Annotated in this window: 18 protein-coding genes and 2 pseudogenes; 7 read left to right on the plus strand and 13 right to left on the minus strand. The window is 40.0% G+C overall.

The features are described from left to right. Window position 1: 1 nt before the first annotated feature. From Q0757_RS12000 to Q0757_RS12055, 11 genes and pseudogenes are all read right to left on the minus strand, one after another. The gene (locus Q0757_RS12000; RefSeq protein ID WP_298787661.1) at window positions 2–1,090 is read right to left on the minus strand and encodes a pyridoxal-phosphate dependent enzyme; all 1,089 of its coding nucleotides are present in this window, start codon (window positions 1,088–1,090) and stop codon (window positions 2–4) included. Between the two features lie 58 nt (window positions 1,091–1,148). Further along, window positions 1,149–1,598, minus strand: a complete 450-nt coding sequence (locus tag Q0757_RS12005; protein ID WP_298787663.1) for a GNAT family N-acetyltransferase — start codon at window positions 1,596–1,598, stop codon at window positions 1,149–1,151. 14 nt (window positions 1,599–1,612) lie between these two features. Continuing rightward, window positions 1,613–2,143, minus strand: a complete 531-nt coding sequence (locus Q0757_RS12010) for an AAA family ATPase (protein ID WP_298787665.1) — start codon at window positions 2,141–2,143, stop codon at window positions 1,613–1,615. Window positions 2,144–2,156: 13 nt separating this feature from the next. Beyond that, a pseudogene (locus tag Q0757_RS12015) lies at window positions 2,157–2,728 on the minus strand (histidine phosphatase family protein). A 134-nt stretch (window positions 2,729–2,862) separates the two neighbouring features. Beyond that, window positions 2,863–3,087, minus strand: a complete 225-nt coding sequence (locus Q0757_RS12025; protein ID WP_298787669.1) for a DUF6007 family protein — start codon at window positions 3,085–3,087, stop codon at window positions 2,863–2,865. A gap of 111 nt (window positions 3,088–3,198) precedes the next feature. Next, window positions 3,199–4,086 (minus strand): M23 family metallopeptidase, encoded by an 888-nt coding sequence (locus tag Q0757_RS12030; RefSeq protein ID WP_298787671.1) that lies wholly within the window; start codon window positions 4,084–4,086, stop codon window positions 3,199–3,201. A 62-nt stretch (window positions 4,087–4,148) separates the two neighbouring features. Continuing rightward, the gene (locus tag Q0757_RS12035) at window positions 4,149–4,322 is read right to left on the minus strand and encodes a hypothetical protein (protein WP_298787672.1); all 174 of its coding nucleotides are present in this window, start codon (window positions 4,320–4,322) and stop codon (window positions 4,149–4,151) included. A gap of 177 nt (window positions 4,323–4,499) precedes the next feature. Beyond that, window positions 4,500–5,354, minus strand: coding sequence for a MurR/RpiR family transcriptional regulator (locus tag Q0757_RS12040; protein ID WP_298787674.1), 855 nt, complete (start codon window positions 5,352–5,354; stop codon window positions 4,500–4,502). Between the two features lie 14 nt (window positions 5,355–5,368). Next, window positions 5,369–5,653: a hypothetical protein gene (locus tag Q0757_RS12045; protein ID WP_298787676.1), complete on the minus strand. Its 285-nt coding sequence runs from the start codon at window positions 5,651–5,653 to the stop codon at window positions 5,369–5,371. A 51-nt stretch (window positions 5,654–5,704) separates the two neighbouring features. Next, window positions 5,705–7,015, minus strand: coding sequence for a PTS sugar transporter subunit IIC (locus Q0757_RS12050; protein ID WP_298787678.1), 1,311 nt, complete (start codon window positions 7,013–7,015; stop codon window positions 5,705–5,707). A gap of 15 nt (window positions 7,016–7,030) precedes the next feature. Continuing rightward, the gene (locus Q0757_RS12055) at window positions 7,031–7,339 is read right to left on the minus strand and encodes a PTS sugar transporter subunit IIB (RefSeq protein WP_298787680.1); all 309 of its coding nucleotides are present in this window, start codon (window positions 7,337–7,339) and stop codon (window positions 7,031–7,033) included. A 120-nt stretch (window positions 7,340–7,459) separates the two neighbouring features. On the opposite strand from Q0757_RS12055, the gene Q0757_RS12060 reads away from it, so the two are divergent. The 6 genes from Q0757_RS12060 to Q0757_RS12085 are packed head-to-tail and all read left to right on the plus strand — an operon-like array spanning window position 7,460 to window position 13,536. Then, complete coding sequence (locus Q0757_RS12060; protein WP_298787682.1) at window positions 7,460–7,789, plus strand: PTS lactose/cellobiose transporter subunit IIA; 330 nt, start codon at window positions 7,460–7,462, stop codon at window positions 7,787–7,789. Between the two features lie 47 nt (window positions 7,790–7,836). Continuing rightward, entirely contained in the window at window positions 7,837–8,916 is a 1,080-nt protein-coding gene (locus tag Q0757_RS12065) for a DUF871 domain-containing protein (RefSeq protein ID WP_298788176.1), read from the plus strand. Further along, the gene (locus Q0757_RS12070; RefSeq protein WP_298787684.1) at window positions 8,909–9,826 is read left to right on the plus strand and encodes a BadF/BadG/BcrA/BcrD ATPase family protein; all 918 of its coding nucleotides are present in this window, start codon (window positions 8,909–8,911) and stop codon (window positions 9,824–9,826) included. Before Q0757_RS12065 ends, Q0757_RS12070 begins: the two co-directional genes overlap by 8 nt. Further along, window positions 9,823–10,737: an N-acetylmuramic acid 6-phosphate etherase gene (gene murQ, locus Q0757_RS12075; protein ID WP_298787686.1), complete on the plus strand. Its 915-nt coding sequence runs from the start codon at window positions 9,823–9,825 to the stop codon at window positions 10,735–10,737. The genes Q0757_RS12070 and murQ overlap by 4 nt, the downstream gene beginning before the upstream one ends. Before the next feature lie 25 nt (window positions 10,738–10,762). Then, window positions 10,763–12,316, plus strand: a complete 1,554-nt coding sequence (locus Q0757_RS12080; protein WP_298787688.1) for a glycoside hydrolase family 10 protein — start codon at window positions 10,763–10,765, stop codon at window positions 12,314–12,316. 14 nt (window positions 12,317–12,330) lie between these two features. Beyond that, window positions 12,331–13,536, plus strand: a complete 1,206-nt coding sequence (locus Q0757_RS12085; protein ID WP_298787690.1) for an anhydro-N-acetylmuramic acid kinase — start codon at window positions 12,331–12,333, stop codon at window positions 13,534–13,536. Between the two features lie 245 nt (window positions 13,537–13,781). On the opposite strand, the pseudogene Q0757_RS12090 reads toward Q0757_RS12085, so the two are convergent. Further along, a pseudogene (locus Q0757_RS12090) lies at window positions 13,782–15,299 on the minus strand (alpha-N-arabinofuranosidase). A gap of 191 nt (window positions 15,300–15,490) precedes the next feature. Continuing rightward, window positions 15,491–16,234, minus strand: coding sequence for an amidohydrolase family protein (locus Q0757_RS12095; RefSeq protein ID WP_298787691.1), 744 nt, complete (start codon window positions 16,232–16,234; stop codon window positions 15,491–15,493). A gap of 207 nt (window positions 16,235–16,441) precedes the next feature. On the opposite strand from Q0757_RS12095, the gene Q0757_RS12100 reads away from it, so the two are divergent. Further along, window positions 16,442–16,987 carry a TetR/AcrR family transcriptional regulator gene (locus Q0757_RS12100; RefSeq protein ID WP_298787694.1) on the plus strand — a complete coding sequence of 182 codons (546 nt, stop codon included), beginning with the start codon at window positions 16,442–16,444 and terminating at the stop codon, window positions 16,985–16,987. Window positions 16,988–17,039: the final 52 nt, after the last annotated feature.

The raw sequence follows: 17,039 nt of genomic DNA on the forward strand, positions 1-17,039 counted from the left end.
CTTAAATTGGTGTAAAGGAAAAGGAAGTTCCAATAACTATAGTCGAGGAAGGATATTTATTCAGTTTTTGATAATAAGCTGCCAAAGCAGCTGTCGAGGATAGCTCGAGGTGTATGCCCAAACGGTGTAATTGCTCTTGAGCGTGTCTACTTTGTTTTTCATCCGCGACTACAGCCTTTCCCCGGCTTTTCCTGACCGCCTGTTCAAGCTGTTTGGTAACCGTCTGGCCATTAATCGAAACTAAATTGGTCGCCCCCTCGAACCATCCTGTATATGACTCCCCCTCCAATACTCTTTTAAGTCTCGGAAACGGCTCTACAGCAATCATTTGAGGGATGCTGCTGGTTTTTCCGGTTTGGTTAAGCTCCTGGAAGCCTTCATAAATTCCCCAAAGCAGGTCTCCTCTTGAACTTGGCACAATTACCTGCGAAGGTATCTGTCCGCTGAAATCTTCATATATTTCCCTTGCAATCATTTTATATGCCTGAACACCGACAGGCATTGTACCAACCGGGGGATTTATATAATTGGAAGCGGGAAAATAACCATCATTAACGTAATCCTTCATCCGCTCCCATCGTTCCATAGAGGTATCAGTCCAGACAATGACAGCCCCCGTTGCTTGAATCACCTTAGCCAGTTCTTCATTTAATTGTGGCGTCGCAATAAGTACACAGGGCAGGCCTGCAAAAGCAGCGTAAGAGGCCACAGACAGCCCGGCATTTCCACTTGAAGCAATCACCATCCCTTTATACTTCCGGCTCCTAGCCATCGAAACTACATAAGCGCTCATCCGGTCTTTATGAGAACCAGTGGGGTTCTGGGACTCTAGCTTTATGTAGACAGACCCATGCTCTATATTCAGGGGCAGCAGGGACGTGCCTCCCTCTCCCATCGTGATATGCTGACGAAATGGCAAAAGGTTATCTTTGCTCCAGGGTTCATGGTATACAGGCTTTACACTGGCCGGCTGATGATCAAGTGCACACGCCGGACAGCCTTCAAACATATCCTCTTCCAGTGAATACAACTGTGAACACTGAATACACTCGTAATGAGACATATTTGGATTCCATATAATGTTTTGCATCTACTTACCCCTCCCGGAAAAAAGGGAATAAATACTCAAAATTCTGCTCAGGTAAAGACTACAAATATTTTTCCATAATAATTCGTTTTTCATTTTTGTGGTAGCCTTGTTTTTGAAAAAAAGCTTCCGGCCCTTCGTTTTCTTCCACTGTAGATAAATACATATGATGAATGTTTTCTGCTTTTAAACTTTCTTCTAGGTTTTGCATCAGTTCAGAGCCTATATGAGAGTGTTTATGGCCCGGACTCACGCATAATTCATTCAGATAATAAATTACACTCTGCTCCCAATATTCTAAATTGCCTATTGCGAAACCAGTCATTTTACCTTCTTTAAAGCATGCAAGCCCCCGAAAGCTGTTCGAATGATACATGTCATCAATACGTGCTTTCGCGTACTCATAGGACCACTCCTCGTACCAGGGCGCACGTGAAAAGCTTTGAATTAATATCTCAATAGCTTCTTCGATGTGTGCTTCCTCAAACAAAGCAATATCATGTTCCTGCAATTCCAACGCTCCTTTTAAATAGAAAATTTGATTTTCTTAATTTGTTTAGCCACATTAGTATGAATTGGTTTTCTTACAATTTTTATCTTTTCCTCCAGTGCACTGTAATCGTTAAAAAATTTAATCTTCTCCACGTTTTCAAAGTCACGGTTCCATTTAAACATGTTAAAAAATATTCTCCATGACGGCTTGTAGTTTGATTTCTCCAACCCAAGCTTTTGTTTTAAAAATCTTTTTATCAGCCGATAAGTTCTTATTGGATATTTTGTATCCAGAAAAATAATCAGATCTGCATGATGAAAACTGCTGCTTACCCAATCCTCACTGTGAACCCCTTCAATGATCCAATAATCCGTTTGTACTATGCTGTTTAAAAACTCTTCTCTTTCCCATTCAGTTCTTTTTATATCCCCAGAGCTACGCCTTTTCCACATAACATTATCCAATTCGTAATGCGGTATATTCAGCTCTGATGATAGCTTCCGGGCTAAAGTAGTTTTACCACTGCCGACAGATCCAATAATATGTATCTTTTTGTGCGCCATATTCTTCAAAGGATCACCTGATTTCGTTTATGCAGTCTGAATTCCATATTCGCTCCTGCGTAACTTTATGGTCCGTGATTTTAATATGATATACATCCGGATTGCTTAAACTAATTGATTGTTCAAAGCCAAAGCTATTATTGTAGTGTTGCAATAGTAATGACATTAAGTTTCCGTGCGTCACTATTATTGTATTTTTAAATTCATTGTTTATAACCTTTTTTATTATTCCTAATATGCGCTTTTTCGCTTCGTTGCTTGATTCACCACCCTTGAACTTTAAATCAAAATCCCCGAATGTCATCTTAAGCATATCCTTCCAGTCAGAAAAAGCTTCTACACTTAATATACGCTCTTTCAATGCGTCCTCTACTTTTATTCCAATTCCCATTTCCTTTGCCAAAGGCTCTACCGTTTGTACAGCACGTTTATACGGACTTGAAATAATTTTTCTACCCTTAAATCTTTGAAAAAGGCTGCCAGGTCATTTGCTTGTTTTAAGCCTTCATCAGTTAAAGGCGCATCAGATTCCTGTCCCAGTGCTTCACAATGTCTGACAATATAAAGATTTTTCAATTTAGGCACTCCCAATAGTATATATTCAGTTGCATATTTACGTTGTTTATTTTAACGTCAAAATACGAAATATACTCGTTCATTTCCTCTATTCCTATACTGCGCTTAAAGCTATCGCAATACACATCTTTATTTTGGACAAATTATCTTCTTTTTTTACGCTTTTTTGCTTCTTCCACAAGCGTATGAGTAACATAAAATAATCCAATACCAACAAAGATAATAATGAATAGATTTACTACAATACTCCATAAACCATGCACGGGGAGGTATGAAAACAGCCAGGCCATTGGGAGCAAAAAGATAAGATCATATGTATTAATTTGAGCAAAAGTGTGTTCAAGAGTTTCCTGTTCCTTATCTCTCATATTTGCCCACCTCCTGCTTTAGCCTAATTGTTTTTAACTATGAAGCACGTCTGCTGACTTCTGGTATTTCTGCGTATATACAATTGAAATGATGACGAACAAATTTTATTATCATTCATTGATCTTATCGCCGCGGATAGGATGGCAGCCGTTGGCAAATTTCATACTGATGGATTTTCCATGAATAAAATCCGCCCGGTTCGAAAGCTGCATGTGCAGATGTGGCTCTGAGGAATTGCCTGAGTTACCGCATTTTCCTATAACCTTTCCCATCGAGACACGCTCGCCCTTCCGCACCAGAATCGAACCAGGCTGCAGATGAGCCAGAACGCTGTACTCCTCAGGAGCATGATAAATAACCACCACATTACCCGCCAGTTTCTCTTCATTCATGACTCCCGGCTCGTTGTCCGGAATCCCATCCACTACTTCAGCTATAGTACCCTCTGCCGGTGCATAAATTAGTTGCCCGTAGGCTGCATAATGTTCGTTATATGTCGGCGATTTTTCATAGGTTTTTCCCTCTGTTTGAATCACCAGATCATACGCATAGCGTTGGCTGGATAAGGGGTGATGCGCGTTGGCCAGAGGATGATTTCCACCCCAGACGATTGTCCATCCGAGTCCCGGCTGTACCGGCCAGCGATACTGTTGCCTGGACTCCTCTTTTTCGCCAACCGGATCAATAGCTGCGGGTTGCATAACTAAGCCATGAATGAAGTGTTGACGGTCCATATATACCTCAAGCGCCCGTTCATTCCTGTCGTCGTTCCAAACGTACTGAACTAAATGTTCGTCTATTTGATATGAAAACAGAAGATTATATGCTGTTACACCTTCATTGAAGCCAGCAGCCATTTCCTGAAATTCATCGCTCGCAGCGAGCTGCTTAAAATCATTCGTGGTTTGTTCATAAATGTGAACAAACTCGCCACGCAGAAATGATTTTCCAAATTCCTCGGGCGGTATTGGATGATCCGGGAATGTAGATGTCATCATAGCTTCCTCCTGACAGGTCAATCTGACAGGTCAATTTGCGTTTCGTATTATTAACCATCCGGCTATTTTTTCGCGGTGCCTATCCAGGAAGTGCCCCAGGCAGCCGTAAGAATAAAGATTACTATTAATCCAACAGATACTACTGGCATCCCTAAATCGTAGCCAAGCCCCAAACCTCCAGCTATAAGTGCTGCCAATAGCAGTGAAACCGGAGTTATCATTTGTTTTCCCTTCACAGTTGGTCCCTCCAATCACCAGCAACTTCTACTCTTTATTCTTTTATAATATCAGGAGTCAGTAACAGAAGGAATATTATGGATAATATTCACCCTATAACATTAAGCTAAAAACATGTTTAAGCATTTAGCAAAAGCGAGTACAACGTAAACACGTCTTTACTCGCTTAATAATTTCTAATCATTATCATTTTCTACTAATTTTTTAGATTTATCTATACTGTCTATGGTTTCTTGAAAGTTTTTAGAGACATAGCTCATAAATAAAATATCAATAATATGAAGCTGGGCTATTCTTGTTGAAGTTGCGGCGCTGCGACTGATAGCTTCCTTTTTAGGCGAAGAATATATCGCACAGTCCACCAGATCTGACATTGGACTCTTTCCGTATTTAGTAATGCCCAACGTGCGTACTTTTAACTTTTTCGCCTGTTTTAAAATATTTATCGTTTCCTTCGTTTCCCCCGAAAAAGATATAAAAATGGCTAAATCGTCTGGACCGCAGTGAGCTAATGTAGTTAGTGTTAAATGAGGGTCTTCAAAATAATAACTGTTTAACCCAACACGAAGAAATTTTTGCTGACAATCATACGCGATTATGCCTGAAGCGCCGATCCCGTAAATAATTATTTTAGAGCTGCTCTCTAGCCACTCCAATGCTGTTTCTATTTTTTCTTTTTGAATGTAATCTTTAGTTTCGCTGATCATACTAACTGTATTATATGTCATTTGATCAATGATATTAACAACAGGCTCATTTACTTGTATATCTCTATACTCAAATGAATCATTTTGCTGAAGATCACCAGCTATTCTCATTTTCAAATCTTGAAAACTGGATAATTTCATTGATTTACATAAACGTACCACAGCTGCTGAGCTGGAATTACTGCTTTCACCTAATTCCTGTGCTGTCATTGTTACAGCTGCGTCAGGATGGTTTTGAATATATTGAGCAATTTTTTTCTCAGAAAGCGGCAGTCTACTCTCAATAACCTTAAGCATTGATAATCCACCTGATATTTGTGCCATAAACCTACTCCCTACTAAAAAATAATAATAACAACGTAATTACATACAATACTACCTATTAAAGAAAAACTAATCCAACTTAATTTAGAAAAAGAGTAGTTTTGCAACTTTATAATTTTTACCGTTAAAATACTGAAAAAAGTAAACAAACTTATACTCATAGCCAAAAACATGCTCAAGCTGTCAGATATAAATACAGACTGAAAAAAAGGATAAATGAAAAATAAACCCGCACTTAATATTAAAATTAACAGTCCAACAACTTTAAAATTTCTATCCGGAAAAGACATAGGCAGCATATTAAACCTCCTATAAAAAGGCTAAAAATTATTTTAGCCTTTTTTACTTTATTATGATGTTCTTTCTTTTTGCTTTTTTTCGTTATCCATTTCTTCATTTTCTTCATTTTGTTCCTGCTTTAACAACTGATTGTCGTAAATCTTGAAAAATGGATAATAAATTACGCAGGACAAAAAGATGTTCACAAATACTAGTACAATTGCCCGCCAGTCTCCTCCAGTTGCCAAGTACGCTCCAATAGGTGCTGGCAGCGTCCATGGAGGCATTACATATGTTTCCGAAACCAATCCGAGTACTGTAGCAATATAAGAAAGAGTAGCCAAAATAAGCGGAATAGAAACAAATGGAATGATGAGAATAGGATTCAACACGATAGGGGCGCCAAAAATAATTGGCTCATTAATGTTAAACAATCCTGGCACTGCTGTAGTACGTCCAAGTGTTTTCGAATATTTTGATTTTGCAAAAAGGAGCATGACAATTATGAGTCCCAGCGTAGAACCCGCGCCCCCAATCCAGATAAACCATTGGAAAAACGTTTCAGGAGCTACGTGAGGCAGGCTGTTTCGGCCATCTGCCACTGCAGCTGAGTTTTCCACCAAATACACTTCCCAAAACGGACGGGCAACAGTACCAACGATAGAGACCCCGTGAATCCCAAAAGACCAAAAAAATGTTATCAAAAATACTGGAATAATTACCCCGACAAAGCTGTCACCTACAGCAACAATTGGAGCTACGGCTTGTTCTACTAGATGATGAATATCCAATCCAATTAATATAGTTACTATCGAAATGCCCACAATAACAATTGCTACAGGGATTAAAGCTTCAAATGAACGTGAAACAGAGGTTGGTACCTGTGGTGGCATTTTAATTGTTACATTTTTTTCTTTGCATAAACGCATAACTTCCACCGCGAAAATAGAACAAAGCATAGAGACGAATAAACCAGCTGGGCCTAGCGGCTCCATTGGCAGTACATATTCGGTTTCATTTATAACTTGCGGCGTGATAGTAAGTAATAACGCTGCTACAGCAATTTGTGCACCAGACAACGCATCTATCCCGTAGCTTCTGGACAGGTTATATCCTATACCAAAAGCTACGTAGAGGGACATTATAAACATCGTGAGCCGATAAGGGATTAATATATCTGCTGCATTGTTACTTGCCCATTCTGTAATTCCCCAATTTTGAGGTAACGGAGGTGAAGCTACAATTAGAAAAAAGGAACCGATTATAATAAAAGGAAGCGCTGAAATAACACCATCTCTGATTGCCTGCAAGTGTCGCTGTTCGGCTAATCTTGCCATAGGTCCAGATAACTTTTGATCCATCCAGTTTGCAAAATTATTCATTATACCCGCCTCCCTTTATTGGTCCACTGTATTATTCATGGTTTCAAGCATTCGTTTACCTCCCATAGGATTGTAGGCATTTGGGGGAATTTGTCCACACGGAATATTTTCAGTTTGCGCAATTCCTTCGATTTTTTTGAATTGATGGCGTATTTGTGGAGCTACCATACAAACATTCCATCCATTTTTTATTTCATCCTCTACCTCGCTGCTCCCAATTGCTTTTACGTGGAGCTCCTGCCCATTTTTTTCTGCCTCTTTCTTTAATGCATCCACAGCGATAGCACTCGACATTCCACCCGAACAAATAAATAATACGTTCATCATAAACCCCCTGAATTTTAAAATTTTATTTTAACCTGAGTACATTATATGCTAATATAAAATTAAATTTCAACAATTTACTGAAATTTTTCAAAATTTTGGTTTGAAAGGGGTTTTTCTATGGATAAAACATACGAACAGGACATTTTTGAAATCATTTCTAATGCAGGTGATGCTAAGAGCCTGGCTTATGAAAGCCTGGAAATGGTCGAGAATAAAGATTACAAAGAAGCTGATGAAAATCTACAATTGGCGGATGATCAATTGAAACGAGCGCACAATACACAAACAAAATTAATTCAGAATGAAATTAATGGCGATAAAGTCACTATGTCCTTACTGATGGTTCATGCCCAGGATCACCTTATGGGCGCTGAATCAGAAATCACCTTGATTAAGCATTTAATTTCTTTACAAAAGCAAATTCATGGCGAAAAAACCAGTTCTTAAGTTATTTTATTTTGAAATTTTATTTCAAAAAAGAAAGGATGATTATAATTAAAAGGCTAGGCATTTCTATTTACCCAAATCACGCTTCTTATGAAGACAATATTAATTACATCCGCCAGGCTCATGAGTACGGTTTTTCGAAAATATTTATGTGCCTTCTCTCCGTTGAAGGTTCAAAATCTGCTATTTTAAGCGATTTCAAAAAGACGATAACGGAAGCAAAACATTTAGGCTTTGAAATTATAGTGGATGTCAGCCCAAAAACTTTTACCGCATTGGATATCGATTACAATGATTTGTCTTTTTTTAACGATTTAGGCGCTGATGGCCTCCGATTAGATCTCGGTTTTACTGGACTTGAAGAAGCAAAGATGACTCATAATAAATTCGACTTAAAAATCGAAATTAATATGAGCAACGCCACCCACTACATCGATAATATTCTTTCTTATCAGCCCAACCGTGAAAATCTAATTGGCAGCCACAACTTTTACCCACAGCGCTACACTGGTTTATCCTATGACTTCTTTGAAGAATGCAGCCTGAAATTCCTTAAGTACGGCCTCCATACCAGTGCATTCATTACCTCTCCTGAAAGTTCTTTCGGTCCCTGGCCTATTATGGAAGGCATGCCTACCCTGGAGGAACACCGAAATCTTTCATTAAAAACGCAGGCAAAACACCTCTTTGCGACTCAATTAATCGATGACGTTATTATTAGCAACTGTTTTGCCTCAAATGAAGAGATGAGCATTCTTTCAAATTTATCTAAAAGCATGATCACTTTTAAGATTCATTTGTCCGACGACGTTACTGAGTTGGAAAAAACAATACTTTTTCAAGAACCCCACTTTTATCGCGGGGATGTTTCTGACTATGTTATCCGGTCTACACAAAGCCGTGTAAAGTACAAAGAATATTCTTTTCCGTTTCATGACTGCAACAATATTCAACGCGGAGACATTGTCATAGGTAATGATAATTACGGTCAATACAAAGGAGAACTCCAAATCGCTCTAAAAGAAATGCAGAACGATGGTAATAAGAACATCATTGCCCGAATTGATGATGAAGAAAATATTTTAATGAACTATTTGAAGCCGTGGGAGATGTTCGCCTTTGAATAAATCTTTTTACGGGCAATACATCGTAGTAATAGATGCTGGTGGCACAAAAACTGTAGGGACTCTTGTAGAAATGCAGTCGAAAAAGATTTTATTTCAAATTCAGACCGGGCCGGGCAACATTGTCAGTAATAATGATTACGCTGAACAAAATATTGAAGATGCCTTAATACAATGTGCTGAACAAATACAAATAAAACCACTCCGGGCCATTATAGGAATTGCTGGGTTTAACACATATAAACACCGATGGCATACCCCTCTGCATTGGTACAACTATATAAACGAAAACATTGCAGTTACCAGTGATATTGAATTGGGTTATCGGGCAGAATTCCCTAAAGGAGAAGGTATGCTTGTAATTTCCGGCACCGGGGCTATTATTTGCTTGGAGCATCAAAACAAATTGAAGACTCTTGGAGGTTGGGGGCATCTATTAGGTGATGAAGAAAGTGCATATGGAATTGGCAAAAAGGCTATACAGCAGGTTTTAGAAAGTATGGAATACTGCTACAGATCCATACTTAAAGACCAATGGATAAAAGATGATTATCCCGCCTCAAGCAATAAACTTAAAGAATGGTTTTACTGTCAGGATAAAGAAGCCATTGCCCAACTCTCTCTCTGGGTGGAATCAACAGCTAAAAACGGTAATTCAGAGGCACAGAGCATTATAAGTGATGCCTCACGAAAAATGGCCGGCAGTGTTTATAAAGCTATTACATCTCTCGGCTTGTCTTCCAGTATTCCCTTGATCGTTAAGGGAGGAATGTTTGAAAACAATGACAGATACTTTAGCGAATTCCAAAAGCATATAAGCAATTTTCAATTAACAAATACGGTATCAAAATCGAATAAAAACATTTTTGTTGAAGCCGCCTGCTTCAATTATTACAAGGGAGTGAGGAAATGAAAAATATAGATACAGAAAAGCGAAATCCGAAAACTACAAACATTGACAATTTACCAACCGATAAGATGCTGGAGTTGATTAACAAGGAGGATCAAACGGTTCCTTTAGCTATTGCAGACATCATCCCAATTATCGCTGAATCGGTTGATCGTATAACTTCTTCCATGAATAAAGGAGGCCGTTTATTATATGTAGGTGCCGGCACAAGCGGGCGATTAGGCGTACTTGACGCTGTCGAATGCCCACCGACATTTAACGCAGAACCTTCTAATGTATTAGGTGTAATTGCCGGGGGCGAAAAAGCAATTTTCCAGGCGGCAGAAGGTGCAGAAGATGATATAGAAGCAGGCAGAAAAGATATTCAAAATCTTAATGTAAATAAAAACGACACAGTTGTTGGTATCGCCGCAAGCGGCCGGACCCCATATACTATAGGAGCCTTAGAAGCTGCTAATGAAAACAGTGCTTATACCATTGCATTAGTCTGTTCCTACGGATCTCCACTGGCTGAAACCGCCGACACCGCTTTGGAAGTAAACACAGGACCAGAAGCCATCACGGGGTCAACACGCATGAAAGCCGGAACTGCTCAAAAATTAATACTAAACATGCTATCAACAGGCACTATGATTCGCCAGGGAAAAGTTTATGGAAATCTGATGGTGGACCTTCAGCCGTCAAATATTAAACTTCGTGAAAGGGCTCTTAGTATTATTATCGAGGCCACAGGATGCTCGGAATCTGAAGCCATTGATGCACTGGAAAATTATAAAGAAGTTAAACCCGCTATAGTCTCGCTTTTAACTTCACTTCAAGGTAACGAAGTAGCTAATGCCCTTCTTCGTCATCGCGGTCGCATTCAGGATATATTAAATGGATATCCTTCTGCTGATACTTTAAATAAAAGCTGAACCAAGAATTCAGGGGGTGATTATTTTGAAAAAAAGATTAGCATTTTTAGCAATGGCTTTGATAATGATAATTCCTTATACAGGCACCGCTACCGCTAAAGCAGAGAGTGATTCTTACCAGCCTAAAAGAGAGATGAGAGCAGCCTGGATAGCCAGTGTTGAAAATATTGATATGCCGTCAGGAAAAAATAAAGAAGAATTTAAAGACTGGGCTGCTAACACTATGTCCCAGATTGAAAATCAAAATTTTAATTCTGCTGTGTTTCAGGTTAAACCCGCAGGCGATGCCCTCTACCCTTCTGACATAGAGCCCTGGTCCTCTTATATCACAGGAGAAAATCAAGGGACTGATCCAGGGTATGACCCTTTACAAATAATGCTCGATGCTGCACATCAGCGTGGTATTGAATTACATGCCTGGGTTAATCCATATCGATTGACGATGCCAGGAGAAGAGCTTTCGGATTTGTCTGAAACAAATGTGGCTGTTAAACATCCTGAGTGGGTAGTAAATTACGGAGATCAATATTACTTGGATCCTGGTATTCCAGAAACGCAGGAGTATGTGATAAAAACGATCGAAGAATTAGTGAACAACTACAATATAGATGCAGTGCACATGGACGACTATTTCTACCCTTACAGAATTGCAGGTGAAGATTTTCCGGATAGTGACTCTTTCGATCAGTTCGGAGAAAATTATGAGAATAAAGAAGACTGGAGAAGAAATAATGTAAATACTCTCGTGGACGATATCAATACTGCGATTAAAAGTATAGACCCTTCTGTGGAGTACGGTATATCCCCATTCGGAGTATGGAGAAATGACTCCGTAGATCCAAGTGGCAGTGATACTACAGCCGCTCAAACCAACTATGACGATTTATATGCAGATACTCGTCAGTGGATTAAAAATGGCTCTTTAGACTACATTACTCCGCAAATTTATTGGTCAAGAGATTTCCAGCCAGCAAATTATACAATATTGCAGAAATGGTGGGAAAACGAAGTAGACCAATACTCACAAGTTCACCCTACTAATTTATACATTGGTTTGGCTGATTATAAAGTAGGGACAGATACTATTGACGATACATGGAATAACCCTGCCGAATTGACCGAACAAATTAAAGATAATCGCAACCACTCCGGTGTTGAAGGACAAATGCATTTTTCATGGTCTAAAATCTTACAAAATAAACTTAGCTACATGGACCTCGTTCAGGACGAAGTTTACTATACAAAAGCTTTAGTGCCCGAGGCCCCATGGAACGGAGAACAAAAGCCCAAAAAACCGAATAGAATAAAAGTTGAACATAATAATAATAATATTTATATTTATGACAACAAAGAAGCAGAAAAATTCGTAGTCTATCGGTTTGAAGGAAATAAAGAAGGCGATTACTCCAATCCCGAAAATATCGCCGGCGTTGTTTATAGTGAAGGCAAGGAAACCCTTTTTGTAGATGAAGAGGCTGAAAAAGATCAAGACTACACGTATGGAGTCAAATCATTATCTTCTACAAATATTGAAAGCAAAGATGCTAAAAAGGCTAAAACTAAAAATCATAATTCCTAAAGTGAGGAGAAACGATGACTATTTTAGGTATAGGTTTAATGTCCGGAACTTCTTTAGATGGGGTTGATGCTGCTCTTATTGAAATAAGTGAGACTGATTCACAAACAAACTATAAAATTGCAGGCCAGTATAGCGAACCTTTCTCTGCAAAAATTAAAGCGGTGTTGCATCAATTATGTGAACCTTCTTCTGCCCGAATTGAAAAAATTTCTTCGATGAATGCCTATCTGGGAAATATGTATGCAGATATAGTGAACAAAACATTAAAAAAATATCATCGAAGCAGTGATGATCTCTCTTTTATCAGCTCTCACGGCCAAACTATTTTTCACCAGCCAACTATGAATCAAACTGACGAGCTCGATATCCCAAACACTTTGCAAATTGGTGATATTTCAGCATTATCTTACCAAACAGACACTCCGGTTGTTGGAAATTTTCGTGTTGCTGATATTGCAGCTGGTGGTCAGGGTGCCCCCCTCGTATCTTATGTTGATCATCTGCTTTTTCGAGAAGATAAAAAAGACGTAGCTGTCCAAAACATCGGTGGTATAGGAAACGTAACGTATTTACCCACAAAGCAGAGCCAATCTGAACCTGTGTCCTTTGATACTGGTCCTGGAAATATACTGATTGATCAGCTGGTAAGCAGGTTCACTAACGGTAAATTGGCCTACGATTCTGAAGGTGAGATAGCTTCAACAGGGTCAACTAGTCAGCAGTTGCTTAAATGGCTCATGCAGGAGCCTTATCTGTACCGACAGTACCCGAAAACCACTGGCCGCGAATTATTTGGACATACCTATGTTAATCATATACTGGCAACAGGTGAAAAGTTAGGTTTAAAGATGCCGGATATTATTCGAACAGTAACGGAATGGACAGCTGAAACCATCGCTTTTCATTATCGTCAGTTAAACCCCGCCTCTCCTGTTTCCAAAGTGATTATTGGCGGTGGTGGAAGTCGTAATCCCGTGCTTATGAATGATTTACGCCAAAAACTCACCGGATCTCAATTTCTCTCCCACGATGATTTTGGAATTGACAATCAAATGAAAGAAGCTATGGCTTTTGCGATTTTAGGGTATAAACGTTTAACGGGTGATTATAATCAGCTTCCTGTTTTTACCGGAGCCAAATCTTCAGTAATCATGGGAGAGGTAGCCTGTAACACTAAAAATGCATTCAAAAAAGTTCATCGTTTCTATGATTTAAAGTAAATTTATTGATTCGATAAATGTTGCATTACTACCAAAGGGTTATGCTATAGATCATGTACTCTGAAGATAAATTTAAAATACCTTTATTTAATGTGTTTTAACTGAAAGCATAAGCTGCAAGCACTCTTTTCCTTCATCACTAACTATAGTAAAAGACTGGCGGTAACCTCAAAAATTAAAAATATTTTTAGCAGACTGAAGGGTTCTTAGACATTTATCTAAGAACCCTTGTTAATCACTTCAAGTTATTTTTTTATACGCAGTCTCACCATATTCCAGGACATGCGTGGCAGCTCTGCCTTCAGCTGCTTGTCCTCCATCACAGCATTCCCTCTGCTGTGCGGTGCTACTTCTTACCTGTCTTTTGTATTCACCGCCTTTGGATCATCATGTTCGAGCACGATATGCTCCACTACCTCAGCCTGTTCAAATGAACGCAGGTCATACGTGATGGACAATGATTTTTCCAGATGCCTGTTAGTCAAAAAAAGCACCAGTTCGTTTCGTTCTTCATTTAATACAACGGCGTTATCTAAATAAGGGACATCTGTAAACTCTTTGGAATCGTATTTATCCGAATGAATGATCGGCTTCAGCGCCTTCCCGCGTCCGTAAACTGACAAATAATAATATGGATAGTAAATCGTCTGCTTCCACGCTCTGCCCTGATTTTCAGTCATAATGGGGGCGATCACGTTTACGAGCTGGGCCATGCAGGCCATCTTTACGCGGTCAGCATGGTTAATCAGCGTATGAATCATATTAGCCACCAGCAGGGCATCTTCGAAATTATAAACGTCCTCCAGCTGCGGTGGTGCGATCTGCCAGGGCTCCAGTTTTTCATCCGCTTCGGTCGAATGAAACCATACGTTCCATTCATCAAAGCTAAGGTTGATCGTTTTTTCACTTCGTTTTTTGGCCTTGATGTAATCGCACGTGGAGATTACTGTACGAATGAACTGATCCATATCCAACGATTTCGCTAAAAAATTAGCTGTATCATTTTCCGGATTTCCGTAGTATTGATGAAGCGAAATGTAATCGGCAAATTCATAGGTGTGTGAAAGCGTTGTTGCTTCCCATTCCGGAAAGGTCGGCATTTCAGCGCTTGAGCTTCCACAGCTCACCAGTTCGATCGATGGATCCACGGTTTTCATCGCCTTCGCTGTTTCATAAGCGAGACGGCCATATTCTTCAGCAGTTTTACCGCCAAGCTGCCACGATCCATCCATTTCATTGCCTAGACACCACGTTTTAATATTGTGCGGCTGTTCATAGCCATGGCTTTTCCGCAGATCACTATAGTACGTGCCGCCGGGATGATTGCAGTACTCCAACAGATATCTTGCAGCGTCGATGCCTCTTGTGCCAAGATTTACAGCGATCATTACATTGGCGCCGGCTTTTGCCGCCCAGTCAGCAAATTCATTTGTTCCTACTTCATTCGTTTCGATGGTGCTCCAGGCAAGCTCGAGCCGTCTTGGCCGTTCACTTTTTGGCCCGACGCCGTCTTCCCAATTATATGCAGAAACCATGTTTCCTCCCGGGTAGCGGATAATGGGAACCTGCAGATCCCTGACTAATTGCAGCACGTCCTGACGAAAGCCCTGTTCATCTGCCTGTTCATGTCCTGGTTCATAAATACCGCCATATACAGCACGTCCCAGCTGCTCAATGAAAGAGCCGTAAATGCGCTCATCCACCTTGGAAATCACAAAATCCTTGTCAACAATAACTGAAGCTTTAGGTTGTTTTTTCGTCATAGTTTTTGCGCTCCCTAATACCGATTTATTTTCTAGTACTTAACAATTGGTTGGTTATGACTCTTCAGTACTTCCAGTTTTACAAGTGTTAAAATTGGTTCATTAAGATAAAACTTTGGGAAAATAAATAATAACGCTTTCAAATTTCTGTATGCAGCCCATATTCAGTAGATTCTACACACATGACCCAATTACTTCCTATACCATTCCAACGCATTCGAGTACAAAATTTTGTCGGCTGCTTGAACGTCAAATAAAGTTTGAACCAGCTGGACATCCTCATATTTGAAAGGTCTCGGGGCTCTTGTCGACGGCAGGTCGGTGCCGAACATCAAAGCATCCGGATTCGCGTCATAAATAGACGTTAAAGCATTTGCGACATTTAGTTCCACGCGCCCAAAGCCGGTAGCTTTCACTCTGAGGCCTTTATCTACTAATTTCAAAAGATGAGGAAGACCTTCCTCCGACAGCCCTAAATGATCCATTGATACAGCAGGTAAATTTTCAATAACAGAGGCTATTTCCGGCAGCCCTTTGGCATCCATATAAAGCTCGCTGTGCCACCCGGCTATTTCATGCACTCTCCGGGCCAGGTAATCGAGTCTGGAAAGGTCTTCGGACCCGCCCCGCCGGATATTAAACCGCAGCGCCCTCACACCGTGGTCGTGCAGCCGTAAAATTTCTTCATCACTGACACTGGACGGCAGCTGCGTTACCCCACAGAATGAGGGTCCCAGTTGTTGAAGGGCTTTAATTAAGTAGCCCTGGTCAAACCCCTGAAATGAACCTGAAACTACTGCACCGCCCTGAAGGTCGTACTCGGCTGTATCTTTCTGGTAATCGGCTGCAATGTATTCCGGAGGCGTGTAGTCCTGATTTTTGGTAATGGGAAAGTTAAAATCAATAATGTGGAAGTGCGCATCAAATATTCTCATAAACTCACCTCTCTATCGTTAGAAACATACCCTGGCAAAGCTTTTTTGATTTACTATCTGCTTTTCCTAATTCTTTATTTATATTTTATCATTTCATGGGAATTGTCTTTCGATTTCCCCTGTAAACAATTAAAAAGAATGACAGATTAACGCTTCGGATGGTATCCTAAATTATAATAAACGTTCTATCTAATAAAGGAGCATTCAATGGCTATTTCTGCGAAAAAAAAGGCACTTTTAACAGTATCGGAAAGACTTTTTTATGAACACGGCTTTCGCGGCGTCGGCCTGAAGCAAATTATTCAGGAGGCGGACGTTGCAACGATGACACTGTATAATCATTTTTCGTCCAAGGAGCATTTAGTTGAAGAAGTGTTGAAGCAGCGGGAAGAAAGATACTGGTCTTATCTGGACAATTTCGTTCGTGACGAGAATGATCACCCCTTTATCACTGTCGTCAAAGCACACGGAACCTGGCTGAAGGAAGAATCCTATAAGGGGGACATGTTTCTGCGGGCTATTGAAGACTACGCCGGCACCGATAACAGCATTGAAAGTATTGCACGTTCACATAAAGAAAAATTACTGCAATATTTACAGCAGGCAGCGGTTCGTCTTGGTGAAGAAAATCACAATGATTTTGCCCATTACTTTACCCTGCTGCTCGAAGGCACAACATCGATGACAACGCTCATAGGCGCTGAACAGGCGACCGAATATTCACTAGCTATGGCAAAAAAAATAGTTACCTAGCAGCCTTATTTTTTTATCATTTTATTATAAAGGTCGTTCTATCTAAAAGGAG

The sequence above is a fragment of the uncultured Marinococcus sp. genome, assembly GCF_947493875.1.
Taxonomy (GTDB): Bacteria; Bacillota; Bacilli; order Bacillales; family Marinococcaceae; genus Marinococcus.